This window comes from Halopseudomonas sp. (assembly GCF_038130085.1).
GTDB lineage: Bacteria > Pseudomonadota > Gammaproteobacteria > Pseudomonadales > Pseudomonadaceae > Halopseudomonas.
The window spans coordinates 54,017-80,843 of the sequence record NZ_JAYPMU010000011.1 but is presented as its reverse complement, the minus strand read 5'-3'; the positions used below and the strand labels follow the sequence as shown (position 1 = coordinate 80,843).

Here is a 26,827-nt window from a genome sequence, read left to right as displayed (position 1 = left end):
TATCTGAAAACGGAGCTCAGTCCAGCAAGTCCTGACTTAGCGCAGTACCAAAGGCAATATCACGGCTGGCACGACGACCGATTACCTGATCGAGCATTTTTGGTGGTAGACCAAAACCCGGACGCACGCTGCGCACGTTATCGGCACTGAACAGCTCGCCAGCCTTCATATCGCGCGTAACGTAGAGCGAACGCCGGAAGCGCGCATTGCCCTGCTCGCTGGACTTGCGACCGTAATCCACCTGCCCCAGGGCTCGCCAGGCCGTCTTGCTGTCGCGGCACAGCGCCTGCAGCTCGGCTGGCTCAAGCGAGAAGCTGTCGTCAGGACCACCACCACTGCGGTCCAGAGTGAAGTGCTTTTCAATGATAGAGGCTCCCAGGACCACACTGGCAATTGCCGTGGTGTTGTCCAGCGTATGATCTGACAAGCCAGTCACCAAGCCAAAGCGCTCACGCATGTCTGCCAATGTGCGCAGGTTGTAGTCTTCGGCGGGGGCCGGATAGCCACTGACGCAGTGGAGAATGGCCAGCTCGCGGCAGCCACCCTCGCGTGCAGCCGCCACCGCCTCGGCAATCTCGTCGCCATCTGCCATGCCGGTGGAAATGATCATCGGCTTGCCCGTTGCCGCGACATAACGGATCAGCGGCAAGTCGATAGCTTCGAAAGAGGCGATCTTGTAGGCAGGGGCGTTCAGATCCTCCAGCAAGTCCACCGCAGTGAAGTCGAAGGGAGAGCTGAAGATAGTGATGTCGTGCTTGCGTGCGTGCTCGAACAGCGGTTTATGCCAATCCCAGGGCATGTGCGCCTGCTGGTAGAGTTCATACAGAGATTGACCATCCCACAACCCGCCACGGATCTGAAAATCCTCGGCATCACAATTCAGGGTGATGGTCTCAGCGGTGTAAGTCTGCAGTTTGATCGCATCGGCACCCGCGAGCTTGGCCTGCTCGATAATCTGCAGAGCAGTCTCGAGGCGCCCATTATGATTAGCCGACAGCTCGGCAATGATGTAGGGCTCGGCGTCGAGCCCAATGCGCCGTCCTGCGATGGAGATACTGGGTGTGCCAGACATGGAAAGCCTCCTTCAGCCTCGAACCTGCCACTCGGAATCGAGCAGGCCGAAGTAAATGACATCATGAAACTGCTGCCCGTCGAAGTGCTGATCTCGCAGCACACCCTCCTGACAGAAGCCCATCTTGCGGTGAAAATCGATTGAGCGCTGGTTAAAGCCCAGCGCCTGACCACAAATCTTGTGCAACTTTAAACGCTGGAAGCCATGCTGCAACGCGTGGCGACCTAACCCGCTGCCGGTGCCGCGTGGCGCGTCTGGCGCGATGTAGAACCCCCAGTCCGCTACCTTGCCGGAAGTTTGCACAGTGAAATGCACAAATCCGCGGGGTTGCTCATCACGCTCATATACCAGCAGATGGCGCAGCGGGTCCTGCTCACAACGTACAAACCAGTCACGATGCTCCTGCTCGGCAATTTCGTGCTGGGTATACATATAACGACGCACCGACTCATGGTTACGCCAGCTACGCACCAGCGCCAGGTCAGGCTCAGCCAGCGGCCGAAGGTTGCCTGCAATCACGCCACTCATGACATCATCTCCATGGTCTCCACAACCCGTCTGGCGCCGCCACCATCCACCAGCGCGGCCGCGCGGCGACTCATGTGCCGGAGCTGCTCGGGATCGGCGAGTAACCCCTCAAGCAAACCAGGTAGAGACGCAGCCAGACTGTTAACAGCTGGCAACAATTGCACCGCGCCAGCAGCGCGCAGCCCCTCTGCGACCAGTCGCTGGTTATCCGCCAATACAGCCATCAAGGTCGGCAAACCCAGGCAGCAGCGCTCCCAGGCGGTCGCACCTGCAGCGCCAATGGCCAGGTCAGCCTGCGCCATCAGAGATGCCATATCACGCACATCGACCAGCACCGTCACATCAAGCGCCAAGGACTGGCTCAACTGCTGCACCTCGCCCAGCCAAGGGGCCTGCCCGCCCATGACAACCGTCACCACCAGGGAACCAGCGCCCTGGGTCGCTGCGAGCCCACGCAGTACCTCAGCGGTGGCATTGTCAGCGTCAACACCGCCCATGGAGACCAAAATCGTCTGCAGCGGGTATGGCTGCGTAGCGCGCCTGGCCAATGAGGCGTCACGCTGTGCAGCAAAATCCGGACGCAGCAACGCGCTGGCACTGCCGCATAGCAGCCGAGCACTTTCCGGTACCAGAGAGAGGTAGTCCTCTGGCCGTCTGCTGTAAGTCTGATCCAACAGCAGGTCGCAGTCGTGCGCGCGATCAGCGAGGTCATCAATCACCAGGACGTGACAACAGCTTGCCCGCATAAGCGATTCCCACTGTGCATCCAGCGCGTAATGATCGACCACCAGCCAGTCACAGTCCCTCGACTGCAAGACTGCAGCCGTATCAGTGGCATCCTGTTCTGCACTGACGCCGAGCCAATGAGCATGTGATCCGGCCACCGGTTCAGCCTGCTGCAGCGCCGCAGGCAGCGCGGTCGTTGTATAACCGCGGCCATGAATGACATCCAGCAGGTGGCCGCGATGGCTGCGGCAGATGAAATGACAGTCATGCCCCGCCGCACTGAGAGCATCGGCCAGAGTCAGGCAACGCATGACGTGTCCCGTACCGATCCACAAGGCGGCATCGGCACGAAAACAGATCTGCAGGCCCATCAGTTCAGCCGCTTGAACCCACCATGGCACACCGGCCCCTTGAGCAGCGCACCGACGTCACGCCCCTGCTCACACTCGCTGATCAGGGCAAAAACCGGGTCCAGAGAGTCAAAGTAGCCATCAATAACGTCCTGGCTGTGCTCCATGCAGACGTACACAGCGTTGCTGGCCAAGTATCCCTTGGCCAGCATCTCCTGGCTGACCAGCGTCTTGTACTGCAGCACGTTGGGGCTGCGGAACGAGAATCCGGTCAGCGCCGGTAGACCCCAGTGATCGATTTGCAGGCCGTGGCGGTCCGCCAGCTTCTGCCAGCCATCACGAATCGACAGGCCAGTCTGGGTGATGTATTCCCAAGAGCGCTCGCGTTCCATCACTTCGAGGGTTTTCAGCGCTGCAGTCGGGCCGACACGCTCGGTCCAGAAGGTGCTGCTGATGAAGGTAGTCTGCGCGGCCTCCATGATCTCACGCCGCCCGATAGTCGCCGTGATGGCGTAACCGTTGCCCAGCGCCTTGCCGAACATCGCCATATCGGGCTCAACGCCGTACATCTTGTGCAGCCCGCCAAAGGTTTGCCGGAAGCCTGACGTACACTCGTCAAAGATCAGCACGATGCCACGATCAGTGGCCAGCTTGCGCACCTTGTGCAGGAAGTCGTCTTCCGGCCCCATGTTACGCACCACTTCCATCTTGATCACACCGATATCATGGCGATTGACCAAGGCTTCCAGCTCGGCGTAGTTGTTGTAATTGAAGGGGAATACGGTGCCCTTCAGGTTGCTCGGCACTCCGTTGGGCTCAAGCCCGGGCAATAGATGACCAGACAGGTTTTCGTCATCGCCCAGGTTGGCTGACAGATACCAGTCGTGCCAGCCGTGATAACCACAGACCGCCACCTTGTCTTTGCCAGTAGCTGCCCGGGCAATACGGATGGCCAATGCGTTGGCTTCACCGCCGGAGCGGGCAAAACGCACCATGTCTGCCCAGGGGTGCAGCTCGATCAGCTTTTCTGCCAGCCAGACTTCCTCGGGGCAGTTCAGCGTCGACATGTTGCCGTTATCAATGGTGCCGCGCACTGCATCATCAACCTCCGGGTGCCCGTAGCCGAGAATATTGGTGCCCACCCCCATGATGCACATGTCGGTGTAGGCCTTACCGTCCATGTCCCAGACGGTGCAACCCTTGGCCTTGCTGAAATAAGCCGGCCACTGCTCAGGCAGGAACATCTCTGCGCGTTTGGACAGCAGCATATTGCCGCCGGGAATGACCTGTTTGGCACGTTTCCACAATTTCTGACCGGTGCCCATGGTGGCCCCCTCATTACGTATAAGCGTTTGGTTGTCTGTGAACAGCGCAGGGCTGCTCTCCTGCAATGCCTTGACCTGCTGCCAACTGAAGTGAATGTCCGGTGCAAAGTGCGCAAACACGCGGCGAACCACCTCAAGGTCCGCCGGCTCATCCACGGTCCAGCGCCAGCCGGACAGATCCTGTACATTCTGCTCTGCGCCCACGCGAAAGTGCCCTGATTCGCGCAGGTAGGGTGTAACGTGCTCGTGATCAAAGACCGCAGTCGTTTGCTCACTGGCCTGCTCCAGCGCACGCAAGCTGAACACTTCGATGTCCAGCCCGTCCGGATAGCTCGGCGGAGCCACGTTACTGTAATAATCCACGCCAGCAGCGCGATACCCCCTGATCATTTGATCAACCAATTCGGGGTCAACCAGCGGACAATCACCCGTGATACGCACGACGACATCGGCCTTATGCGCTCTGGCAGCCTGCAGATAACGCGCCATGACATCTTGTTCGCTGCCCTGAACACAGGCAAAACCGAGCTGACGTACACAGTCAGCCAGCGGCTCGTTACGCGCATCCACCGAGGTCGCCACCACAATCTGATCGAGTTCGCGGGCACGCGCCAGGCGCGTCAGTAGCAGCTCAATCATCGGCACGCCGCCGATGGGCTTCATGACCTTGTCCGGCAGGCGAGTCGAGCCCATGCGAGCCTGGACGATTGCAACGGTTTTCATGCTGTTTTCCACAGTGCGGGGTTAAGCAATGCCGGGTCGGTAGTGCCGAGCTCGGCGGGTACCGGCGGGCAGTTGCCTGCAGCCGCCTGAAGAATCTGCTGCCACTGCTGCGCGCTATCTACACCCACCACCACACGCTCGATAAGCGGCTGGTTGAGCGCGTAACGCAGGGTGGCTTGCAGCGGCGACAGCTGGTGTTCTTCCAGCCAGCTGTCCCAGCAGTCCCAGAGTGACTGCCAGCGCTCAAAACTGGCGGGGCGCTGCTCGCGGTTCATCAACAGCAGCCCCTGCAGGAACACCGAACGCACATGCAACGCGGTACCCTGCTGAGACAGGCGCTGCAACCAACCGGACTCATCAAGACGGTGATCAATAATGTTGTAGGGGGCCTGCACCAGATCCAGTGCAAAACGCTGGCACAGACGGCCCAGCTCTTCGCCATCATAGACCGACGCTCCGATACGCCCCGCCAGGCCCTGCTCGCGCAGCCCCAGCAGCGCAGCGTAGAGCGCATCACCCTGCGGCTCCAGCAGCTGCGCCGGACGGTGTAACAACACCGCATCAACGCGCTGCAGCCCGAGCCGAGCAAGCGACTCGGCCAATTGGCGTTCCACCCAGCCGGACACGTCGTCGCAGGCATCGGGGATGGCCGACAGCTTGGTCACCACCTTAAAGCTGCTCAGATCAAACTCGCCCAGCACACGCTCGCTCTCACCGTAAGCAATCGCCGTATCCAAGGTATCAACCCCGGCCTCGCGCGCACGCTCGAGAATCTGCCCTACCTCCTCGACACTCACCTGGCCCTGCTGGTTGGCAATGCCATAGGGCAGGCCGAACTGAACCGTACCCAGTGCCAGCTTGCCAGTTACTTCACGCATGCTCATTGTGAAGTTTCCCGAGCCAGAAACAGCCCATACGTCGACCGTTCAGGGTGACATGCTCACGCATGAAACCCTCGACCGTATAGCCAGCCTTGAGAAATATGCGCAGCGACGCCAGGTTATCCTCGTAGCAGCCAGCCTCAAGCCGGTGCAGCCCTAACGACTCGAAACCATAGGCCGTAATCAGGCGCACAACCTCGCTGGACAGGCCCTGGCCCCAGAACGCCTTGTCGCCGATAAAGAGGCTAATCTGACCACGCTGATAGTGGTTATTGATGAAACCGAGCTTGACGTTGCCCAGATGCCGATCACCCTGCCGCAGGAAGATACCGAACAAATGGCTGGCCGGGTCCGCGTTGCACTGTTCGATAAACGCGCGACAGCTTTCAACGCTCTGCGGACTGTGGCGGGTCTCGAGGTACTGGTTGACCTGCGGATCATTCATCCAGTCCGCATAGGTCTGGGTGGCATCTTGTGCACTCAACGGGCGCAGGTAGACACGCTCGGTGGTGAGTTCAGCCATGGCAGACCTCGGTCAGGGCCGCGACCACTTCATCCTGCTGCGCCTCAGTCAGGGAGTGGTACATCGGCAAACTGATGGCTTCTCGGTAATACGCCATCGATTGCGGAAAATCGTCGGCAGCAAAGCCCATGGCCGCGTAATACGGCTGGGTGTGAACCGGAATGTAGTGCAGGTTTACCCCAATACCACGCTCACGCAGTTGCTCGAACACCTCACGGTGGCTCAAGGCAATCTTCTCCAGCTGCAGACGGATTGGGTACAGATGCAGGCCGGAGTAACTGTCGGCGTGTTGCCAGGGACAGGTAACGGGCAGCGCCGCCAGCAGCTGGTCATAGCGGCGGGCGAGCGCGTGACGGCGGGAAACAAAGTCGTCCAGCCGAGCCAACTGGCTGACGCCCAGCGCCGCCTGCAGTTCGGTCATGCGGTAATTGAAGCCCAACTCGATCTGCTGGTAATACCAGGGGCCGTCAGACTCGCCGACCATCAGCGACGGATCACGGGTAATGCCGTGGCTGCGGTACAGCGCCATGCGCGCCGCCAGCGTTTCATCATTGGTGACCGCCATGCCGCCTTCGGCGGTGGTGATTATCTTCACCGGATGAAAACTGAAAACAGTGATGTCGCTGAAGCGACCGCTACCTACATAGTCACCCTGATAGCGCCCACCGATGGCGTGTGAGGCATCCTCGATCACGGCAAAGCCAAAGCGTTTTGCCAGCGCGCCAATGGCCTGCATGTCACAGGGCTGACCGCACAGATGCACCGCTACCACCACCTTGGGCAACCGCCCCTGTTGCTCGGCGTCTATCAGCTTGCGCTCAAGCGCGACCGGACAGAGGTTGTAGGTGCGCGGATCAATATCGACAAAGTCGACTTGAGCACCACAATACAGCGCGCAGTTGGCCGATGCCACAAAGGTCACCGGGCTGGTCCACAGCCAGTCGCCCGGCCCCAACTCAAGCGCCATACAGGCGATATGCAGCGCCGACGTTGCACTATTGACGGCCACCGCGTGAGTCGCGCCGACCTTGGAAGCTAGCGCCTGCTCAAACTGCGGCACCATCGGGCCCTGCGTCAGAAAATCCGAACGCAGGACAGCTACCACAGCCTCGATATCCTGCTCACTGATCTCCTGGCGTCCGTAGGGGATCATCTATCAGATACTCCCGATCTTTTCGCGATTGGCATCGATCCAATCTTGCAGCTGAGCGTCCGTCATCCACTCGCTGTTGTTGTCACTGGCATACACAAAGCCTTCGGGCACCTTCTTGCCATCCTTGATCCGTTTGGGGCAAGTGGCCCACTCGTGGATGGTCGGCAGAATCTTGAAGTGCTCCGGGTACTCGTAGGTGTAGTAGGCGTCTTCAGCGCTGATCATCTGCTCGTGCAGCTTCTCGCCAGGACGAATACCGATGACCTCCTGACGGGCATCCGGCGCAACCACCCGGGCCAAATCAGTTACTTTCATTGAGGGGATCTTCTTGACGTAGATCTCTCCACCTTCCATGTCAGCAAACGCGTGCCAGACCAGCTCAACACCCTCTTCCAAGGAGATCATGAAACGCGTCATGCGCTCGTCGGTGATCGGCAGCACGCCCTTATCCTTGATGGACATAAAGAACGGAATGACCGAGCCGCGCGAGCCCATGACATTGCCGTAGCGTACAACTGAGAAACGTGTGCCGTGCTCGCCGGAGTAGGAGTTACCGGCAACAAACATCTTGTCAGAGGCGAGCTTGGTTGCACCGTACAGGTTGATCGGCGAGCTGGCCTTGTCGGTGGACAGGGCAACGACACCCTTGACGCCCTTATCGATGCAGGCGTCGATCAGGTTCATCGCACCATTGATATTGGTCTTCACGCACTCGAAGGGGTTGTACTCGGCGGTAGGTACAATCTTGGTTGCAGCAGCGTGGACCACATAGTCCACGCCGTCTAGAGCCCGGTACAGGCGGTCCTTGTCGCGTACATCGCCGATAAAGAAACGCAGACGTGGGTCGCCTTCATATTTTTTGGCCATGTCCCACTGCTTCATTTCATCACGGGAGAAAATGATGATTTTCTTCGGATTGAAGCGCTCCAGAGTCATGGGGACAAAGGTGTTACCGAACGAGCCGGTGCCACCGGTGATGAGAATAGTCTTATTGGTCAGCATGGGTATCCCCTTCAGAGCAGATGCGTTTGGATGGCACGAGCGACCCGCTCGTTGGCCATGCGATCACGAGTACCGAATACCCACGCGAAATATCCAGCGCGCTGGGCCGCATAGGCACTCTGATCTGCGATCGCTCTGTCCAGTAAAGTTGAGAAATCCGGTGTTTGATCACCGACATACAGATTAGGGCCGCAATCATACAGGGTCAGCAGCTGCGACAGGTCATCAACATGCATTGCTTCGCGCTCCCCTATCTGACGAATGACATCCCGCGAACACTCAGGCGTCTCAATCATCAACTGCGGGACATCATAAAACAACGCCTCCTCACTGGGCGAGTTAGCGTCTGAGACCACCAGGTCCGAGACCGACAGCACCTCAGACAACGCGTATTCACTCAAATCCAGAAAGGCATTGCCACGCGCCTGAATCAAACTACGCACACGCCTGAAACTGTCCCTGTCGGCACGACGAGAGGTCAGCGACTGACTCGGATGCGGTCGCAAAATCAGATTAAAATGAGGAGCAGCAGTATTGACCAATTGCTCGGCCACGCGCTGCCATGAACCAAACCCCCTCCGGCTGGATGTGTAGAGTACCGTCTGTCGCTGCGGGTCCAACCCCAAGCGCAGTAACACCGCAGAGCGTTGTTGCTGGGACCGTTCAGGGTACTCACAAAAAGGCAGAAAGCCGGTGTCGACAATATTCAGGCGCTCAGCCTCGGGGAAGCGCTCAAGCATGCGTTTCATGCGCGGGCCAATGGCACAGAGCAGGTCAAAGTGGCTGTTGCGCAGCAAGGCCTCCTTACTTAGCATCATGTAGGTGCCATGAAACACCGTGCCCTTTTTCGCAGCGTACGGCTTCAGAAAACTGCCGTAAGGGGAGCCGGTGATGATCGCTCCGGCATCCTTCAAGAGCCTGTTACCACGCACCAGAAAACCAAATCGCTTGGAATAGCGCGCGACCTCCAGGTCCGGATAGAGGCGCTGAAAAGCGCGCAGCGTAGACGTGCGACTGGACACAAAAGTGCCAGGCAGCACACGTCCTACCTGCGCCAAGTGGGGTACTGCCTGAAACATCTTGGAAAAGTAGACAACGCCATTGGCTGCCATGGATCAGTTCCCGCCGTCCCTTGCCTTCATCACCAAAATATCTTCCATGATCAAGAACTGCAGGTCAGACCCAAAGAACATGTTCAGCGCATCGGTCGGAGAGCAAACCATCGGCTCACCGCGGCGGTTCAGCGAGGTATTTAGCACCACACCGTTGCCGGTCATCGCTTCCAGCTCTTTCATCAGGTCGTAGTAGCGCGGGTTATATTCGCGCTTGAGCACCTGGGCGCGGGCTGTACCGTCTTCATGTACCACCTCAGGAACCCGCTCAGCCCAGCCTTCCTTCACGTCAAAGGTAAAGGTCATGAACGGCGACGGGTGATCGACGCTCAGCATTTGCGGCGCGACAGTATCCAGCATGGACGGGCAGAATGGGCGCCAGCGTTCGCGGAATTTGATCTGCTCGTTGATACGATCAGCCACACCCTCTACGCTCGGGCAACCGATAATGGAACGGCCACCCAATGCGCGCGGACCAAACTCCATACGCCCCTGAAACCAGGCGACCGGGTTGCCTTCCACCAATACCTTGGCGATCTCCTGTGGCACGTCGTCGATCTTTTCCCATTGCGGCTGGTTCGGGTGACGTGCGCAGGCTGCGATGATGTCTTCGTTGCTGTATGCCGGCCCCAGATAAACGTGCTCCATCTTCTCTACCGGAACACCGTTCTTGACCGAGATAAAGGCAGCAGCACCAACTGCGGTGCCCGCATCACCGGAGGCCGGCTGAACGAACAGCTCCTTGACGTCCGGACGAGCGATAATCCGCTGGTTAAGTTTTACATTGAGCGCGCAACCGCCGGCGAAGGCCAGGCGACCGGTTTCCTTCAGAATGTCGCCGAGATAGTAGTCGATCATCTCCAGCGCCAGCTTCTCAAACAGCGCCTGCATGGCCGCTGCGTAATGAATGTAAGGATCATCGGCGATATCGCCTTCGCGCTTCGGCCCCAGCCATTCAATCAACTTGGGTGAGAAGTAGTAGCCTTTGCCCTTCTCCTTATAGCGACGGAAGCCGATGACGTTGGCGTAGTCTGTATTGATGACCAGCTCACCATTCTCGAACTTGGCCAGACGCGAAAAGTCATACTTGGCGGCGTCACCATATGGAGCCATACCCATTACCTTGAACTCGCCATCAAGCATCTCGAAGCCGAGGTACTCAGTAATAGCGCCGTAGAGGCCGCCCAGCGAATCTGGATCGTAGAATTCCTTGATTTTGTGGATCTTGCCGTTTTCGCCCCAGCCGAAGAACGTAGTGGCATACTCGCCTTTTCCGTCGATACCAAGGATCGCCGTTTTCTCAGTGAAGCCGGAGCAATGATAGGCACTGGAGGCGTGCGCCAAGTGATGTTCAACCGGCTCGAGGCGAACCTTCTTCGCATCGAAGCCAAGCTGCTCCAGACACCAAAGAATCTTCTTGCGATACCGTTTAAAGCGGCGGTTACCGGTCAGGATGGCGTCCAGCGAGCGGTCAGGCGCATACCAGTAGCGTTTAGCGTAATGCCAGCGGGCTTTGCTGCCGAGCAGGCTGATAGGGGCAAACGGAATGCACACAACATCGACGTCTGCCGGTGTAATACCCGCCTGTTCCAGGCAGAACTTGGCCGACTCATAGGGCATACGGTTTTTGGCGTGCTTATCACGCACAAAACGCTCTTCTTCGACGGCGGCAATCAGTTTACCGTCGACATACAGGGCAGCTGACGGGTCGTGACTCAAGGCGCCGGAAAGGCCAAGTACTGTAAGTCCCACGGGAGTCCTCTTCTCTTAAATCAAAATCAATTTACAAGCGCGGCAAGCGCTCATCCAACCAGCCAGCAAGCGGACTACCCGCGGGCCAGTTCCGGATAAACCGTTGTCGATCTTTCTGCCAAGCACGCTGCCAGCCAGCATCGCTAGCGTGTGCTTGCATCGCGTCCAGATCGATCAGAACCACTTTTCCATCCCACCACAGCAAGTTCGTCGCTTTGAGGTCACCGTGACTTATTCTGGCTTGGACCAGTTGAGCAAAAAGCCTCAGCATTGCAGCTGCCGCTGCATCGTCCGGCAACCTTTGTCCATCTTCGCCGAGATAGCGCAACAGGTCGACCCCGGAGCAGTATTCCGTTACCAACCAGGCTCGTCGACGCAGCGGCCCGAACCGCTGCTCGACCATAGCTAACGGAGCTGGAGTAGCGATACCTAAAAACTGCAAACGATGCGCCGCGAGCCAGGAGTGCCAAGCTCTGCTCGGACGCCAGAAACGCTTGAGCCAGTGCACGATCCCCTTGATGTTGTAACGCTTGATGACCACCGTCTCGCCATCTACGGTGACCTGACCGACTGTGCTGCTGCCGCCGTCCTTCAGCAGGGGTTGAATTGCCAGCGCGTCATCAGGCGAAGAAAGCACGACTGCCAGACGCTGGCACTGCTCGCGCACGACAGCAGTAAAGCGTCCCCAGCTACGACTGACCGAGAACTGGGTGCAGTCTCTCAGCGTCTTGCTGAGAAAGTCGTCAAGACGACGCTGGCGGACCCGCGCGATCTGGGCTGCCAGACGGTCAGGGTTCAGCGCAAGCGGGTTGTGCTGGAGGTAGCCAATCAGCAATAGCTCGCAGAACGCATCCCACTCGGGGTCTAGCTGGGCAAAGAAAATAGCCAGATTATCCTCTGCCTGCTCCGCTGAGAGCGGCGCACCGGGACTCAGGGCCTGCACAGCATCACCATCAATCACATACACCTGCTCATGGTGGCGCAAGAAGTTGCCGAGGTGCAGGTCGGTCTGAACCAGTCCGCGACTGTGCATAGTAGCAATCAGCGCGAGTGCCTGCCCCAGTAACGCCAACGCCTCTCCATCCCCGGGTTCCCGAGTATTCAGTGCGTCCCACTGTTGCTGTAGCGTCTCGGCGCCCCCCAGATAGGCACTCAACAAGTAGCGGCCGCCACCTTCCAGTTCCCCTTCGCCTATAAGCTCGGGGGTTGGGATATTTTGCTCATGCAGTGCGCGCAAGCCGGAAGCCTCTCGCTCGCAGTGCCGCTGAGAGCCCGCAGCAATGAACAGTTTTAGCAGCCGATGCTGACCACCTATCTCAACCTGCGCTACCAGCCGCTTAGCCGGAAGAATACGCAACCAGCGCACTACACTCGCTGCACCAGGCGCAAGCTGAAGGTTCAGATGCAGCGGCGGCTCACGCCCGGCGCTGCGCAGCTCGGCCGTAAGACTCATCGCCCCTTGCCTGCAGTACGGCGCAGCAGCGCGCCTATAAAGGCACGAGCTTCGGCATCAACATGAGGCTTGCCCAAGTACGCCAGTACAAAGCGCAAACGCTGACTGCGGGTGGGCTCGACACTGCGTCGGTGCAAGGTTTCGAGATCGCGGATCAAATCACGCTGACCGAAGATCGCCCGACGCGTTTTTTCCAGATCGATGAAACGTGCTCCGGCGCCGTCGCTATGCAGCTTGAGAAACACGTGCTTGGGATACAAACAGTTGTGGATACGGTCGGCATTGTGCAGCGCTCGCACCAACGCGGCCGCAGATTGAATCAGGGTACGAATTTCATTTGAAGACAGCTGATTCCAGCGCTCAAACCACTCATCCAGCGGCGCGTAGTCGTCCAGCGCCCTTGTCAGCAACACCGCTTGCGCATGGCCTTTTTCGTTGCGCTGGGAGAAGAACGCCGCCTCCAATGCAGGTATCCCCTGCCTGGCATAGCCCTGAATAGCGCGAAACTCGCGTGCAAACGTCGGCTCACCCAGAGGTCGGTGGAGCGTGCGAGTACGGTGATTATCCTGTCGTTTCAGAAAGAAGCTCTGTTGCTGGCCGTTGGCGTCTTCCAGATCCAGACGGTAGACACTGCTCCAGCCGCCACGACCAGTATTTGGCGCATCAACGGCATCGACCTTCAGCGCCCACAGGGCCTCGAAGCTATCCAGCCCGTGGCGGGACAGTACGTCACGTGCGTTGACTGCAATAAACGGGTTACGCGTCATTCTCGGCCCTTGAAGAAATCCAGTATCGCGCGGACCTGCTTGCGGTCCGCGCTGTCGAGCTGCTGCTTGCCGAGATACAACTTGAAAAACGCCAGCCTTTGGGTACGGCTGAGTTGGTGCTTGGCAATTTTATCTAGGCAGGCCAAGTCCTTGATGATCCGGTAGCGAAGCATGGGGCCCCACCAAAAGCTGCCGCCGGGACAATCAATCAGATAGACATTAGCCAACGGCCGGTCATCGACCAGCAGGTTGCGCCACTTTAGATCATTATGGGTAAAGCCTTGATCGTGCATCATTTTGGTCGCCCAAGCGACTTGCTGTGAAACATGAGCAACCCATGAACGGTCTCGCAAGCGAATGTCACCAGAGGAAGCAAGGTCCGCCAAATCGCGCGTACCAACAAGGTCCTCAGTAATCAGCGCTCCTCTAACAAACTTCCCGCAATTCCGTTCAAGACCGAACCCAACCACGCTGACTGAAGGAATCCCCCATGCGTGGAAGGTCAGAAGGTTTTCCCATTCGCTTTGCACACGCCAACGCCCCAAGTATTGCCGAAGGCCTTTTCCGTTGGCAGTGTACCGCTTGACGTAATAGTGACGGTCTCCCACGAACACTTTGTGCACTGTGCTAATTGGACTGAAGGTGATCAGCTCACCCTGCAGCGCAAACACCGCATCCAGATCAGCAAACAGCCGGCCGCTCTCCCCGGTCGCGTACTCCGGGTTCAAGGTCCAGCGCTTCATTCATTTGCCCCCGGCGCGTACTTACGCTCAAAGCGTTCCTGCAATTTCTGCGCCTTGCGCTCCAGCAATGCAAGCAGCGGGGCTTCCAGGCGCAGGGTTTCACGCAACGGGGTCGCAAAATAGGCGCGCAGAAAGCGCAGCTTGTCACGCTGAGTCAGACCAATTTCGAGCGCCGAGAAGTACAGACCGGCAAGGTCCTTGTCGCGCCAGCGGCGCGGCACCTGCGCCCGCACCTGCGCCCGGTGCAGATCAATAATCGACAGCTTGAAGTCGTCTGCGCTCATCGGCTTGTCGGTGTGCAGCAGGAAGTGACAGATATAGCAGTCGCGGTGATTGACGCCGGCGCGATGCATGGCTGCCGTCATCTCGGCGACCCGGCGAATCAGCGCCCACTTGATATCGGCTGGTGGCGGATTGCTCTGCCAGTCACGGCTGTAATCCTCCAGACTGATGGTCGGGGCCAGCTCTTCGGTAATGATGAACGAGTGCTGCGCCGCCGGGTTACTGCCACGTTCGCCAAAGGCCACGGCGGTCATGGTATTGATGCCCGCTGAGGTCAGCGCCTGAATCGCCTGCCACTCCTGGCCTGCGCCCAGTACCGGCCGCTTCAGAGTCGACCAGTTCTTAAAGATCTCACCCCAGCCGACACCACGGTGAATCTTGACGAAATAGCCGCTGCCATTGACTTCGGCACGCAAGGTGCGGCGTGCTTCCAGTTCACGGAACACCTCTCCCTGCAATGCTTCGACCGCGTCGAAGGCATCTCGATCAGCCCAAAGGCTGAGGAACGGCTCGCGCAGAATCAGGGTGTCGCTCACGCGCCCGCCCCCAAAATTACATCCGCAGCACGCTCAGGCAGACTGTACAGGTCAGCCTGATCGGCAAAGCGCAGAGCATTGGCTTGCCACTCCCTGCGCAACGCAGCGTTGTTCAGCATGTCGGTCAACATCTGGTCGAGCTGACTCTGTTTGAAAGGCGACGGCACAACCAGACCACAGTCAGCCTCGCTGATGTAGTGGGCGTAACCACAAACATCCGTCACTAGTACCGGCAAGCCGGCAACCAGCGCTTCGAGCAGCACGGTACCCGTATTCTCGTTGTAGGCCGGATGGATCAGCAGATCAGCGCCCAGCAAAAACCGCGGCACATCGCTGCGGCCCTTCATGAAGATCACCCGATCATCGACCGCCAGTGAACGAGCAATCCGCTGAAATGTACTCGGATCATCCTGACCGATGACCATCAACTTGGTGCGCTTGCGCAACTCTGTGGGCAACCCCGCCACCGCACGAATCGAGCGATCAACCCCCTTGGTGATAAAGCCGGATCCGATCTGCACCAACAGCAGCTCATCATCAGCCAGACCGAACTCAGCCCTAAACTCGGCGCGAATCTCAGCCGCGTTGGCAGGTGCCCGACGATCCGGCGCAATACCCGGCGGCAGCAGGTGAAAGCGGTCCAGCGGGGTTTTGTAATGCTTGGTAAACAGCGGTTGCTGCACCTCAGAAATCATCAGAATCTGAGTGTTTACGGCTGGCGAGAACACGGCCTTCTCGTAGGCGGCAAAATGCCGATACCGGCTGGAGATCCGGTACAGCGGATTGCGCAGGGTCTGTGCCTTGTCTTCGAAACAGGGGTCAGCAGCGTAGTAAACGTCCAGACCCGGCATCTTATTGAAGCCAACCACCCGATCAACCGGCCGCTTGGCCAGATCCGCCTCAACCCAGGCGGTGAACTTTTCATTGCGGCGGTGATTGCTGAGCGCCTTGACCGGCGCGACCAGCACCTCGAAGCCCTCCGGGACATCACCTTCCCAAATCAGGGTGTAGACGCGAATGGCGTGGCCACGCTCCTGACAAACCTTGGCAATGCGCATGAAGTCGCGCTGCAGGCCGCCGAAGGGGAAATACTTGTAAAGCACAAAGGCCAGCTGCATCAGACGATTCTCTTGTTGGACAGCAGCGGTTGCAGGTGCTGCATGACCCGGTCGGGGTCAAGTCGAGTAAAGCATAACGGCTGCTCGCGGGTCAGATCGAACCGAGCAGCATCATCGGGTGTAGGCTGATAGTTGCACTGCTTGCGCAGGCAGGGCGCGCAGGCAAAGTCACTGCCCAGATGTTGCTGGACACTGCCGTAGGCACCGGTGAAGCCGGGATTGGTTGGCCCGAACAGCGATAGCGTGGGAACATCCAACGCGGCGGCCAGGTGACCCAACCCGGTATCAACCGCGACACACGCAACCGCTCCGGCCAGTTGGCGGGCAACGTCACGCAGCGGCAATCGGGGCAGCACAACCGCGCCCTCGAGCCCCTCGGCGATGCGCAGCGCACGCGCCTGTTCGTCAAGACTGCCCCACGGCAGGCGCACCTCAACACCACTTGCGACCAGCTGCTCGGCCAGTTGCCGCCAGTACAGTTCAGGCCAGTGTTTGGTTACCCACGTGGTGCCGTGCAACAACACAACGTAAGGGGTTTCCGCCGTTTCGGCGCCCAATGCGGCACGTTCAAGACCGTAATTACCCATCCCTTCCGCCAGCGCATAGCCGAGCGCCTGGGCAAACAGCTGGCGAGTGCGCTCTACCGCGTGCTGCCCCCAGGGTACCGGCAGCCGCCGCTGATAGAAACGGGCCGCCAACGGCTCACGGGCAGAATCGCGATTCAGCCCGACCACCTCGGCGCGAGCGTAGCGAGTCAGCCACGCACTCTTGAGCAAGCCCTGAGCATCAATTACCAGGTCGTACTCGGTCTCGCGCAGGCGGCGCTTGAAGTTACCCCACTCGCCACTGCGCACCGCCTGAAAAGGCTTCTTGCGCCAGCGGCGGATAGCCACCGGAATCACTGCATCAACCGCGGGATGCCATGAAGGGATCTCGGCGAATCCCTCCTCCACTACCCAGTCAAAGCGAATGCCGGGAATGGCTCGGGCAGCATCGGTCAGCGCCGGAAGAGTATGGATGACGTCCCCGAGCGAGGACGTCTTGATCAACAAAACACGCATCTGGGTCAAACGTCCTGAGGATCGACCAACAGGTCACCGACCAGTCGATCCAGAGCAGCGTTCACCTGTGCAGGTGCCAGGTCGCGCAAACAGTTGTAATGTCCGAACCGGCAGGTACGGTCAAAACACGGGCTGCAATCGAGCCCCAGCCGGACCATCTCGACCTGATCGGCCAGCGGTGGAGTAAAACCGGGCGACGTAGAACCATATACGGCAACCAATGGCCGGTTCAGCGCTGCAGCCACATGCATCAGGCCGGAGTCGTTGCTGACCACTGCATCAGCGCAGGACAGCAGGTCGATCGCCTGCGCCAGGCTGGTATCTCCGCACAGGTTGGTCGACTCCTCGCGCAGCCCCGGAATCAGTCGTGCGCGAATCTGCTCGGCCACCGCGTGATCGTTCTTCGAGCCGAACAGCCAAACCTGCCAGCCCTGGCGGATACGCGCCTCGGCCACGGCCGCGTAGTGCTCCACCGGCCAGCGCTTGGCTTCGCCAAATTCAGCACCGGGACACAGCGCCAGCACGGGACGATCACGTTCCAGCGAGAAGTGCTGCAGTGCGGCATCGCGTGACGCAGGATCAATCTGCAGGGATGGACGCGGATAGGGTTGCGGCAGCTGGGTACCGGGCTCATAACCCAACGCCATAAAGCGCTCGATCATCAGCGGGTAGGCTTCCTTGTCTAGCTTGCGCACGTCATTGAGCAGACCGTAGCGCATCTCGCCACGCCAACCGGTGCGCAACGGGATATCGGCAAAGAAGGGAACCAATGCAGACTTGAGAGAATTGGGCAGCAGAATGGCTTGGTCGTACTGACCCGCCAGGCTGCGGCCGATACGCCGCCGGGTAGCCAGTTCCAGAGCGCCGTGGCCGAGCGGAAAGCTCAGCGCGCTGCGTACTTCCGGCATGCGTTCGAGGATTGGCCGGCTCCAGTCAGGAGCCAGCACGTCGATCATGCAGTCGTCACCGTGTCGCTGCTTCAGGCAGGTGAACAGCGTTTGCGCCATCACCATGTCGCCGACCCAGCTGGGACCGATAATCAGAATATTCATAGGGAGCAATTTCCGGCTGCAGTTTCGGGCGGCAAGCGAGTGAATAGTTCACCCGCCCCTTTGCCGCCCAACACCAACAGCTTAGCCGACCAGAGTCCGCCATTCAGCGTGCTCGGCAGTCTGGCCGGTAACCAGATCAAAGTACGCTTTTTGCAGTTTCTCAGTGATCGGACCACGACGGCCGGCACCGATCTGACGACCGTCCAGCTCGCGAATCGGGGTTACTTCAGCAGCAGTGCCAGTGAAGAAAGCTTCATCAGCGATGTAGACCTCGTCACGGGTGATGCGCTTCTCGACCACCGGGATGTTGAACTGCGAGGCCAGCGCCAGCACGGTCGCGCGGGTGATGCCATTCAGGCAGGCAGTCACTTCCGGCGTGTAGATAGTACCGTTCTTGACGATGAACACGTTCTCGCCAGACCCTTCGGCAACGTAGCCTTCCGGATCCAGCAGCAGCGCTTCGTCGGCACCGGCAGAAACCGCTTCCTGCAGCGCCAGCATGGAGTTCATGTAAGCACCGCTGGCCTTGGCACGCGTCATGGTGATATTGACGTGGTGACGGGTGAAGGAGCTGGTGCGGATCTTGATGCCGCGCTCCAGCGCTTCTTCGCCCATGTAAGCGCCCCAGTGCCACGCGGCGATAACCACATGTACCTTCAGGTTGTCAGCGCGGATACCCATGCCTTCAGATCCGTAAAACACCAGCGGGCGGATGTAGGCGGTATCCAGATTATTCTCACGAACCACGGCGCGCTGAGCTTCGTTCAGCTGCTCCTTGGTGAAGGGGATCTTCATGCCCATGATGTGGGCAGAATCGAACAGACGATCAGTGTGCGCGCCCAGGCGGAAGATGGCAGTACCATCCGGAGTCTTGTAGGCACGGACGCCTTCGAATACGCCCATGCCATAGTGCAGGGAGTGCGTGAGCACGTGCACATTGGCTTCACGCCAGGGAATCATTTCACCATCAAACCAGATTAGACCATCACGATCGGCCATCGACATAGCAGCCAGCTCCATACGTATCTATTCAATCAGTCTTGCGTTCTTGGTTTCTGCCTGAGCGCGCCCTAGCCGATCACACCCGAGTGTCGGGGATCGGCTCCTGGGGAGGCAGCACCTGCTGCCAGAGCTTGATGACCCCGTGTCGGAAATCATGAAACTGGTCGCCGCTTACTTTGCCCGGCTGATTCTGTAGAGCCAGGCGATGAGCTGCAGCCCGGTAGGCCTTGTAAGCCTCCTGCAGGCTGGTGACGTCCTCACCGGCGATCAGACCGGCGTTTTGCAGCTCATCAAGAATCCTGATGTTGTCGGTATAGCGCAGTAATTCGGGGTACCGGCACGACCAGGCAAGAACCGCATATTGCACCATAAATTCGATGTCAACGATACCACCTGCGTCCTGCTTGAGATCAAACAGTTGCGCAGCAGTAAACGCATCCGCAGTGGTCCCCGCCCGCGTCGCCTGAGTCCCGAGGTTGTCGCGCATCTTCTGGCGCATGTCGCTGACCTCGCGCAACAGCAACTGTTCGTCACGCTGACGCCCCAGCACCTGCGCCCGCAGCGCCTGAAAGCGCTCGGTAAGCTTTTCACAACCGACTAGCGCTCGCGCTCGCACCAAGGCCTGATGCTCCCAGGTCCAGGCCTCTTCCAGCTGATAGCGGGAGAACGACGCCAGCGAGCTGACCAGCAGCCCCGAGTCGCCGGATGGCCGCAGCCGCATATCCACTTCATACAGGGCGCCTGAGACCGTCTGAGTATTCAACATGTGAATCACCCGCTGCCCAAGCCGGGTGAAAAACTTGCTTCCTTCAATCGGGCGCTGGCCGTCGGTATCGGCATGCGGATCACCGTCATGGATGAACACCAGATCCAGATCAGACCCATGCCCAAGCTCAATACCACCGACCTTACCGTAGCCAACAATGATGAAATCCAGCTCGCAGCGCGAGCCATCCGGTCGTGCCGGGCGCCCATGACGAGCAACCATTTCACGCCAGGCCAGTATAAGCACCTGTTGCAGAATCGCCTCGGCCATCCAGGTCAGGTAGTCACTCACCTTCATCAACGGCAGCGTGCCCGCAATCTCCGATGCTGCGATACGCAATACGTGGGCGCGCTTGAAGTAACGCAGGGTTTCCATCTGCTGCTCAAGATCGTCCTCAGGAATGCGCAGCAGTTGCTGGCGCAACTCGTCGGCCAGCTCTTCGGCAACCGGCGGCCGGTACAAGCGCCCTGCATTGAGCAACTCATCCAGCACCACCGGGTAACGCGCGATCTGCTCTGCGATCCAGGGGCTGGCCGCGCAAAGCACCAGCAACTCACGCAGCGCACCCGGGTTCTCAGTCAACAGCACCAGATAGGCAGAACGACGGGCAACCGCCTCGATCAACGGCAAAACCCGCTCCAGCGCCAGATCCGGGTTGTCCTGCTCGCAGGCCATCGCCAACAGTCGCGGCATAAAGATATCCAGTCGCTCGCGCCCTGCCCGCTGCATTGCCCGCACCCGGGCCGAACCCTGCAAGTCCTGCAGCCGTTTCCAGGCAGCCGCCGCATCGACGTAACCGGCCTCGGAAAGCTGCTCCAACGCCTGCGGCTGGTCCAACGTCCCCTCCCACAAGGGCACCCAATCGGTCTGCGCAGAGAGCTGTTCGTCTTCGTCCTCATCCGGGTCGGCAATGACACCGGCAAAATGTCGGGCAACCCGGCCACGTTCAGCGTCAAGTCGCTCACGGAAGGCGTCCCAATCGGCAAAACCCAACATCCAGGCAATACGCGCCTGACCCTGCGGATCGGTTGGCAGCATCTGAGTCTGCCGGTCATCCACTGCCTGCAGGGCATGCTCGGTGTCGCGCAGAAAACAGTAGGCTTCGGTCAGTTCCCGCACCGCCTCCGCCGGCAGATAATTATTGTCCGCCAGCGTCTTCAGCACACCGAGAATCGGCCGCTGCTGGAGGCTGCGATCACGCCCGCCGTGGATCAACTGAAATGCCTGGCCAATGAATTCGACCTCGCGAATACCGCCAGAGCCCAACTTGACGTTGTCCTGCAGCCCCTTGCGCTGGACCTCGCGCTGAATCATCTGCTTGAGCGAACGCAGCGCATCGATGGCGGCGAAGTCCAGATAACGGCGATAGACAAACGGCCGCAACATCGCCAGCAACTCGGCGCCGGCCTGCTGGTCACCTGCCACGACCCGCGCCTTGATCATTGCGTAGCGCTCCCAGTCGCGGCCCTGACTCTGGTAGTACTGTTCCAGCGCATCAAAACTGAACACCAGCGCACCGCTGTCGCCGTAGGGGCGCAGGCGCATGTCGACGCGGAAAACGAAGCCGTCAACTGTCGGCGCATCCAGCGCCTTGATCAACTTCTGGCCCAGGCGAATGAAAAACTCCTGATTCGAAAGGCTGCGCCGGCCACCACGGGTTTCGCCTGCTTCCGGATAGGCGAAAATCAGGTCAATGTCCGAGGACAGGTTCAACTCGACTGCCCCCAGCTTGCCCATGCCCAACACCACCAGATGCTGAGGCACCCCATCAGCGCTGACCGGCTCGCCAAAACTGGCACAGCACTGCGGGTACAGCCACTGGTAGGCCTCATCGATACAGGCATCCGCCAGGTCCGACAGGTCTCGGGTGGTCTCCGACAAGGCAGCTTTGCGGGTCAGATCGCGCCAGATGATTCGCACCTGTTGCCACTGCCGGAAACGCCGCAGGCGCTGGGCCAGTTGTTCCTCACTCTCACAGCCTTCCAGCACCTGCCGCAGCAGTGCCCGCATTTCACCCTCAGCAAGTGAGCGAGCCAGCCGCCCATCTTCAATCAAACGCCAGGCCAGAGAAGGATCACGGCGCAGCTGTTCGGCCACGTAATCACTGCCCGCCAGCACTTGCGCCAGCTCAGGTTCAAAGTCCACGCCCAACGCAGCACGGCGCTCGGCTAAGCCGGCTAGCTCCAGCGCGGCAACCCACTGAGCGAGATGGTGATCACGAAGAGCCTGCAGGGAGTCAGGCAGCGGGGGCAGTGTCGAGGGCATGGTCTATCCTGTTCATGAACCGAATCAGCAGCTTGCCATGATGGGTCCTGACGGGGAAGCAGCGAAGAGTGACCAAATAGTCTAAATGTAGCAACACTACAGATCAGACTAAAATACGACTAGATAAAGCCGGTTTTATGTAGTAAAACTACAGAACAAATTCCCATACACCCTGTCACAACACCCACAGGTGTTTGGCAAGCCCAGGTCGACATCCACCGATCGGCAGGCTGACGACCGCTTCCGGCACTTGCAGGACCCACAAGGTCTGGAGACCACAATGAAGCACGACGATATTGATCCGCTCGAAACCCAGGAATGGCTCGACGCGCTGGAGTCCGTCCTCGACAACGAGGGTGAAGACCGCGCGCACTATTTGATGACGCGTCTCAGCGAACTGGCCAGCCGAACAGGCACGCCACTGCCTTACGCCATCACCACGCCGTACCGCAACACTATCCCGGTAACCCACGAAGCCCGCATGCCCGGCGACCTGTTCATGGAACGCCGCATCCGCTCGCTGGTTCGCTGGAACGCACTCGCAATGGTCATGCGCACCAACCAGCAGGACCCGGATCTGGGTGGCCACATTTCCACCTTCGCCTCCAGTGCCACGTTGTACGACATCGGCTTCAACTACTTCTTCAAGGCCCCGACCGAGGAACACGGTGGTGATCTGGTGTTCTTCCAGGGCCACGCGTCGCCCGGCATCTACGCCCGTGCCTTCATGGAAGGCCGCATCAGCGAAGAGCAAATGGAGAACTTCCGCCAGGAGGTCGACGGCAAAGGTCTGTCGTCGTACCCGCACCCGTGGCTGATGCCCGACTTCTGGCAGTTCCCGACCGTCTCCATGGGCCTGGGCCCAATTCAGGCGATCTATCAGGCGCGCTTTATGAAGTACCTCGAGCACCGCGGCTTTATCGAACCGGGCAAGCAGAAGGTCTGGTGCTTCGTTGGCGACGGTGAAACCGATGAGCCGGAAACCCTCGGCGCGATCTCGCTGGCTGGTCGCGAAAAACTGGACAACCTGATCTTCGTGATCAACTGCAACCTGCAGCGCCTGGACGGCCCGGTGCGCGGCAACGGCAAGATCATTCAGGAGCTGGAAGGCAGCTTCCGCGGCGCTGACTGGAACGTTATCAAGGTGATCTGGGGCCGCATGTGGGACCCGCTGTTTGCCAAAGACGACAACGGCCTGCTGCAACAGCGCATGGAAGAAGCGGTCGACGGCGACTACCAGAACTACAAGGCCAAGGACGGTGCGTTCGTGCGCGAGCACTTCTTCGGTACCCGCCCCGAACTGAAAGAAATGGTCAAAGACCTCTCCGACGAGGAAATCTGGAAGCTCAACCGCGGCGGCCACGACCCGTACAAGGTCTATGCGGCATACCATGAGGCGGTCAACCACGAAGGCCAGCCATCGGTCATTCTGGCCAAGACCATCAAGGGCTACGGCACTGGCGCAGGCCAGGGTCAGAACACTGCGCACAACACCAAGAAAGTCGATATCGAGAGCCTGAAGAAATTCCGCGACCGCTTCGACATTCCGGTCAACGACGACGAACTGGAAAAACTGCCGTTCTTCAAACCGGAGGAAGGCAGTGCCGAATACAAGTACCTGCACGCCCGCCGCGAAGCGCTGGGTGGCTACATGCCCCAGCGCCGCGTCGAGAGCACCCGCGTCCCGGTTCCGCCGCTGGACACCCTGAAGGCAATTCTGGACGGCACCGGCGACCGCGAGATTTCCACCACAATGGCCTTCGTGCGTATCCTGTCGCAACTGGTCAAGGACAACGAGCTCGGCCCGCGCATCGTACCCATCGTCCCGGACGAAGCCCGCACCTTCGGCATGGAAGGCATGTTCCGTCAGCTAGGCATCTATTCCTCGGTCGGCCAGCTGTATGAGCCGGTCGACAAGGATCAGGTGATGTTCTACCGCGAGGACAAGAAAGGTCAGATCCTTGAGGAAGGCATCAACGAAGCCGGCGCCATGTCCAGCTGGATTGCGGCCGGTACGGCCTACAGCACCCATAACCAGCCGATGCTGCCGTTCTACATCTTCTATTCGATGTTCGGCTTCCAGCGTATCGGCGATCTGGCCTGGGCCGCTGGCGACAGCCGCGCCAAGGGCTTTTTGATCGGCGGCACCGCCGGCCGCACTACCCTTAACGGCGAGGGCCTGCAGCACGAGGACGGTCACAGCCACCTGCTGGCCTCGACCATTCCCAACTGCCGCAGCTACGACCCGACCTACGGCTACGAGTTGGCGGTGATCATCCGCGAGGGCGCGCGCCGAATGATGGAAGAACAGGAGAACGTCTACTACTACCTGACCGTCATGAACGAGGCCTACACCCAACCGGCCATGCCGAAGGGCAAAGGCGTGGAAGACGGCATCATGCGCGGCATGTACCTGCTCGACTCCTCCGGCAAACCGGGCGATCTGCACGTCCAGCTGATGGGCTCCGGCACCATTCTGCGTGAAGTGCGCGAGGCCGCTGCCATCCTCAAGAACGACTTCGGCGTCAGCGCCGACATCTGGAGCGTCACCAGCTTCAACGAACTGCGCCGCGACGGCCTGGCAGTCGAGCGCGGCAACCGGCTGCACCCGACCCGCAAGCCCAAGGCCAGCTTTGTCGAGCAGTGTCTGGACAAGCGGCAAGGACCGGTCATCGCCGCCACCGACTACATGAAGCTTTATGCCGATCAGATCCGTCAGTGGGTGCCTGCGCCGTACAAGGTGCTGGGCACCGACGGCTTCGGCCGCAGCGATACCCGCCGCAAGCTGCGTCACTTCTTTGAGGTAGATCGCCACTGGGTGGCCTACACCGCGCTCAGCGCACTGGTCGAACAGGGCAAACTCAAGCCCAAGGTACTGACCGACGCGCTCAAGGCCTTTGGCCTTGACGCTGACAAGATCAACCCGCTGGATTGCTGAGGAGCGACGCCATGAGTGAACTCATCAAGGTGCCCGACCTCGGCGGTGAAGGCGAGGTCATCGAAATTCTGATCAAGGAAGGCGATCAGGTAGAAGCAGAACAATCGCTGGCCGTTGTCGAGTCTGACAAAGCGAGCATGGAAATCCCCTCGCCCAAGGCCGGGAAGGTCAAGGCGATCAAGTTCAAGCTGGGCGACAGCCTGAAAGAAGGCGATCCGCTGATCGAACTGGAAGTCGACGGCGGCGAACAACCCAAGCAGGCCGACAGCGATGACAAGCCTGCAGAAACAGCGCCCAAGGCTGAGCAGAAGCAAGAACCGAAAGCCGAAGACAGCAAGCCTGCCGCCAGCGCCAGCAGCAGCCGCAGCGAAGCCGTCAAGGTCCAGGATCTGGGTACCGACAGCGCCCGCGTGATCGAGATTTTGGTCAGCAAGGGCGATCAGGTCGAGGCCGACCAGTCGCTGCTGGTGCTGGAGTCGGACAAGGCCAGCATGGAGCTGCCCGCGCCGTTCTCCGGCGTAATTGAGTCGATCGACGTAAAGCTGGAGCAGGACGTCAAGACCGGCGATGTGATCATGCACATGCAGGTCAAGGGCGGCGACAGCTCGGCCAAGCAGGAGGCTCAGCCGCAGGCCGCCCCGAGCGAAGAAGCCAAAAGCGAAGCCCCCGCTGCAAGCAGCGAGGCCAACGAAGAGACGGCTAACCCGCCGCCCGTCGGCGGCCCCAGCCGTGAAGGTGCCAAGGTTCATGCCGGCCCGGCCGTGCGCATGCTGGCCCGTGAGTTTGGCATCGATCTGACCGAGGTCAAACCGACCGGCCCGCGCAACCGCATTCTCAAGGAAGACGTGCAGAAACACGTACAAGCGGTCATGCAGCAACGCAAGGCGGCGCCTGCCGGCGCAACCGGTGGCAGCGGCATTCCGCCCGTACCGGAAGTCGACTTCTCCCGTTTTGGTGAGATCGAAACCGTCGACATGACCCGCCTGCAGCAGGTCGGCGCCAGCAACCTGCACCGCAGTTGGCTCAACGTGCCGCACGTCACCCAGTTCGACTTGGCCGACATCAGCGCGCTGGAAGCCTTCCGCAAGGATCAGAAAGCCGCGGCAGACAAGGCCGGCGTCAAACTGACCGTGCTGCCCTTCCTGCTCAAGGCCTGCGCCCACCTGTTGCGCGAGCAGCCGAACTTCAACGTCTCGCTGGCGGCGAATGGCAAACAGCTGATTCAGAAGAAGTACGTGCACATCGGCTTTGCCGTCGACACCCCGGACGGCCTGCTGGTGCCGGTCATCCGCGATGTCGACAAGAAGAGCCTGCTGCAACTGGCAGCCGAAGCGGCCGAGCTGGCCGACAAGGCGCGCAACAAGAAGCTCGGCGCCGACGCCATGCAGGGCGCTTGCTTCACCATTTCCAGCCTGGGCCACATCGGCGGCACCTACTTCACGCCGATCGTCAACAGCCCGGAAGTGGCTATTCTTGGGGTCTCCAAGGCAACCATGCAGCCGGTCTGGGATGGCGCCAGCTTCCAGCCGCAGTTGATGCTGCCGCTGTCCCTGTCCTACGACCACCGCGCCATCAACGGCGCTGCGGCCGCGCAGTTCACCAAGCGTCTGGGTGAGTTGCTGGGGGATATTCGGACGATGTTGCTGTAAGCGTTCGCTAGCAGTGTAAAAAAGCCTCGGGATTTTCCCGGGGCTTTT

The 26,827-nt window shown here is 59.7% G+C and carries 21 protein-coding genes; 2 read left to right on the top strand and 19 right to left on the bottom strand.

Annotated features, from left to right (window positions below; translation table 11 throughout):
• Positions 1-16: 16 nt before the first annotated feature.
• From pseI to glnE, 19 genes are all read right to left on the bottom strand, one after another.
• Positions 17-1,072, bottom strand: a complete 1,056-nt coding sequence (pseI, locus tag AAFM31_RS10335; RefSeq protein WP_341707842.1) for a pseudaminic acid synthase — start codon at positions 1,070-1,072, stop codon at positions 17-19.
• A 12-nt stretch (positions 1,073-1,084) separates the two neighbouring features.
• Positions 1,085-1,600: a UDP-4-amino-4,6-dideoxy-N-acetyl-beta-L-altrosamine N-acetyltransferase gene (gene pseH / locus AAFM31_RS10330; RefSeq protein ID WP_341707841.1), complete on the bottom strand. Its 516-nt coding sequence runs from the start codon at positions 1,598-1,600 to the stop codon at positions 1,085-1,087.
• Positions 1,597-2,727 (bottom strand): UDP-2,4-diacetamido-2,4,6-trideoxy-beta-L-altropyranose hydrolase, encoded by a 1,131-nt coding sequence (pseG, locus tag AAFM31_RS10325; RefSeq protein ID WP_341707840.1) that lies wholly within the window; start codon positions 2,725-2,727, stop codon positions 1,597-1,599. Before pseG ends, pseH begins: the two co-directional genes overlap by 4 nt.
• A complete protein-coding gene (locus tag AAFM31_RS10320) occupies positions 2,697-4,724 on the bottom strand; it encodes an aminotransferase class III-fold pyridoxal phosphate-dependent enzyme (protein ID WP_341707839.1) in 2,028 nt (675 codons plus the stop codon). Before AAFM31_RS10320 ends, pseG begins: the two co-directional genes overlap by 31 nt.
• Positions 4,721-5,608 carry an aldo/keto reductase gene (locus tag AAFM31_RS10315; RefSeq protein ID WP_341707838.1) on the bottom strand — a complete coding sequence of 296 codons (888 nt, stop codon included), beginning with the start codon at positions 5,606-5,608 and terminating at the stop codon, positions 4,721-4,723. Before AAFM31_RS10315 ends, AAFM31_RS10320 begins: the two co-directional genes overlap by 4 nt.
• Positions 5,595-6,128, bottom strand: coding sequence for a GNAT family protein (locus AAFM31_RS10310; protein ID WP_341707837.1), 534 nt, complete (start codon positions 6,126-6,128; stop codon positions 5,595-5,597). Before AAFM31_RS10310 ends, AAFM31_RS10315 begins: the two co-directional genes overlap by 14 nt.
• The gene (gene pseC, locus AAFM31_RS10305) at positions 6,121-7,281 is read right to left on the bottom strand and encodes a UDP-4-amino-4,6-dideoxy-N-acetyl-beta-L-altrosamine transaminase (RefSeq protein WP_341707836.1); all 1,161 of its coding nucleotides are present in this window, start codon (positions 7,279-7,281) and stop codon (positions 6,121-6,123) included. The genes AAFM31_RS10310 and pseC overlap by 8 nt, the downstream gene beginning before the upstream one ends.
• Positions 7,282-7,284: 3 nt before the next feature.
• On the bottom strand, positions 7,285-8,283 hold the full coding sequence (gene pseB, locus AAFM31_RS10300) for a UDP-N-acetylglucosamine 4,6-dehydratase (inverting) (RefSeq protein ID WP_341707835.1): 999 nt from the start codon (positions 8,281-8,283) through the stop codon (positions 7,285-7,287).
• 11 nt (positions 8,284-8,294) lie between these two features.
• Positions 8,295-9,341, bottom strand: coding sequence for a hypothetical protein (locus AAFM31_RS10295; RefSeq protein WP_341707834.1), 1,047 nt, complete (start codon positions 9,339-9,341; stop codon positions 8,295-8,297).
• A gap of 57 nt (positions 9,342-9,398) precedes the next feature.
• A complete protein-coding gene (locus AAFM31_RS10290; protein WP_341707833.1) occupies positions 9,399-11,147 on the bottom strand; it encodes a carbamoyltransferase in 1,749 nt (582 codons plus the stop codon).
• 31 nt (positions 11,148-11,178) lie between these two features.
• On the bottom strand, positions 11,179-12,600 hold the full coding sequence (locus tag AAFM31_RS10285; RefSeq protein ID WP_341707832.1) for a lipopolysaccharide kinase InaA family protein: 1,422 nt from the start codon (positions 12,598-12,600) through the stop codon (positions 11,179-11,181).
• Positions 12,597-13,367 (bottom strand): lipopolysaccharide kinase InaA family protein, encoded by a 771-nt coding sequence (locus AAFM31_RS10280; RefSeq protein ID WP_341707831.1) that lies wholly within the window; start codon positions 13,365-13,367, stop codon positions 12,597-12,599. Before AAFM31_RS10280 ends, AAFM31_RS10285 begins: the two co-directional genes overlap by 4 nt.
• Positions 13,364-14,110, bottom strand: a complete 747-nt coding sequence (locus AAFM31_RS10275; protein WP_341707830.1) for a lipopolysaccharide kinase InaA family protein — start codon at positions 14,108-14,110, stop codon at positions 13,364-13,366. The genes AAFM31_RS10280 and AAFM31_RS10275 overlap by 4 nt, the downstream gene beginning before the upstream one ends.
• Positions 14,107-14,928, bottom strand: coding sequence for a lipopolysaccharide core heptose(I) kinase RfaP (rfaP, locus tag AAFM31_RS10270; protein WP_341707829.1), 822 nt, complete (start codon positions 14,926-14,928; stop codon positions 14,107-14,109). The genes AAFM31_RS10275 and rfaP overlap by 4 nt, the downstream gene beginning before the upstream one ends.
• Positions 14,925-16,046: a glycosyltransferase family 4 protein gene (locus tag AAFM31_RS10265; RefSeq protein ID WP_341707828.1), complete on the bottom strand. Its 1,122-nt coding sequence runs from the start codon at positions 16,044-16,046 to the stop codon at positions 14,925-14,927. The genes rfaP and AAFM31_RS10265 overlap by 4 nt, the downstream gene beginning before the upstream one ends.
• Positions 16,046-17,107 carry a lipopolysaccharide heptosyltransferase I gene (waaC, locus tag AAFM31_RS10260; RefSeq protein WP_341707827.1) on the bottom strand — a complete coding sequence of 354 codons (1,062 nt, stop codon included), beginning with the start codon at positions 17,105-17,107 and terminating at the stop codon, positions 16,046-16,048. The genes AAFM31_RS10265 and waaC overlap by 1 nt, the downstream gene beginning before the upstream one ends.
• Before the next feature lie 5 nt (positions 17,108-17,112).
• A complete protein-coding gene (gene waaF, locus AAFM31_RS10255) occupies positions 17,113-18,159 on the bottom strand; it encodes a lipopolysaccharide heptosyltransferase II (RefSeq protein ID WP_341707826.1) in 1,047 nt (348 codons plus the stop codon).
• An 81-nt stretch (positions 18,160-18,240) separates the two neighbouring features.
• Positions 18,241-19,164 carry a branched-chain amino acid transaminase gene (locus AAFM31_RS10250; protein ID WP_341707825.1) on the bottom strand — a complete coding sequence of 308 codons (924 nt, stop codon included), beginning with the start codon at positions 19,162-19,164 and terminating at the stop codon, positions 18,241-18,243.
• A 73-nt stretch (positions 19,165-19,237) separates the two neighbouring features.
• The gene (glnE, locus tag AAFM31_RS10245) at positions 19,238-22,192 is read right to left on the bottom strand and encodes a bifunctional [glutamate--ammonia ligase]-adenylyl-L-tyrosine phosphorylase/[glutamate--ammonia-ligase] adenylyltransferase (RefSeq protein WP_341707824.1); all 2,955 of its coding nucleotides are present in this window, start codon (positions 22,190-22,192) and stop codon (positions 19,238-19,240) included.
• 280 nt (positions 22,193-22,472) lie between these two features.
• Between glnE and aceE the strand changes: the two genes are divergently transcribed.
• Together aceE and aceF are read left to right on the top strand one after the other, a co-directional pair.
• Positions 22,473-25,130, top strand: a complete 2,658-nt coding sequence (gene aceE, locus AAFM31_RS10240; protein ID WP_341707823.1) for a pyruvate dehydrogenase (acetyl-transferring), homodimeric type — start codon at positions 22,473-22,475, stop codon at positions 25,128-25,130.
• A gap of 11 nt (positions 25,131-25,141) precedes the next feature.
• Positions 25,142-26,779 carry a dihydrolipoyllysine-residue acetyltransferase gene (gene aceF / locus AAFM31_RS10235; RefSeq protein WP_341707822.1) on the top strand — a complete coding sequence of 546 codons (1,638 nt, stop codon included), beginning with the start codon at positions 25,142-25,144 and terminating at the stop codon, positions 26,777-26,779.
• Positions 26,780-26,827 lie beyond the last annotated feature (48 nt).

Bases quoted from the DNA above. Each gene is read 5' to 3' on its own strand.
- AAFM31_RS10275 (WP_341707830.1), bottom strand. From the start codon at position 14,110: ATGAAGCGCTGGACCTTGAACCCGGAGTACGCGACCGGGGAGAGCGGC.
- aceE (WP_341707823.1), top strand. From the start codon at position 22,473: ATGAAGCACGACGATATTGATCCGCTCGAAACCCAGGAATGGCTCGAC.
- pseI (WP_341707842.1), bottom strand. From the start codon at position 1,072: ATGTCTGGCACACCCAGTATCTCCATCGCAGGACGGCGCATTGGGCTC.
- AAFM31_RS10265 (WP_341707828.1), bottom strand. From the start codon at position 16,046: ATGCAGCTGGCCTTTGTGCTTTACAAGTATTTCCCCTTCGGCGGCCTG.
- AAFM31_RS10315 (WP_341707838.1), bottom strand. From the start codon at position 5,608: ATGAGCATGCGTGAAGTAACTGGCAAGCTGGCACTGGGTACGGTTCAG.
- pseH (WP_341707841.1), bottom strand. From the start codon at position 1,600: ATGAGTGGCGTGATTGCAGGCAACCTTCGGCCGCTGGCTGAGCCTGAC.
- AAFM31_RS10280 (WP_341707831.1), bottom strand. From the start codon at position 13,367: ATGACGCGTAACCCGTTTATTGCAGTCAACGCACGTGACGTACTGTCC.
- glnE (WP_341707824.1), bottom strand. From the start codon at position 22,192: ATGCCCTCGACACTGCCCCCGCTGCCTGACTCCCTGCAGGCTCTTCGT.
- AAFM31_RS10310 (WP_341707837.1), bottom strand. From the start codon at position 6,128: ATGGCTGAACTCACCACCGAGCGTGTCTACCTGCGCCCGTTGAGTGCA.
- waaC (WP_341707827.1), bottom strand. From the start codon at position 17,107: ATGCGTGTTTTGTTGATCAAGACGTCCTCGCTCGGGGACGTCATCCAT.
- waaF (WP_341707826.1), bottom strand. From the start codon at position 18,159: ATGAATATTCTGATTATCGGTCCCAGCTGGGTCGGCGACATGGTGATG.
- AAFM31_RS10250 (WP_341707825.1), bottom strand. From the start codon at position 19,164: ATGTCGATGGCCGATCGTGATGGTCTAATCTGGTTTGATGGTGAAATG.
- pseB (WP_341707835.1), bottom strand. From the start codon at position 8,283: ATGCTGACCAATAAGACTATTCTCATCACCGGTGGCACCGGCTCGTTC.
- aceF (WP_341707822.1), top strand. From the start codon at position 25,142: ATGAGTGAACTCATCAAGGTGCCCGACCTCGGCGGTGAAGGCGAGGTC.
- pseC (WP_341707836.1), bottom strand. From the start codon at position 7,281: ATGATCCCCTACGGACGCCAGGAGATCAGTGAGCAGGATATCGAGGCT.
- AAFM31_RS10285 (WP_341707832.1), bottom strand. From the start codon at position 12,600: ATGAGTCTTACGGCCGAGCTGCGCAGCGCCGGGCGTGAGCCGCCGCTG.
- AAFM31_RS10320 (WP_341707839.1), bottom strand. From the start codon at position 4,724: ATGAAAACCGTTGCAATCGTCCAGGCTCGCATGGGCTCGACTCGCCTG.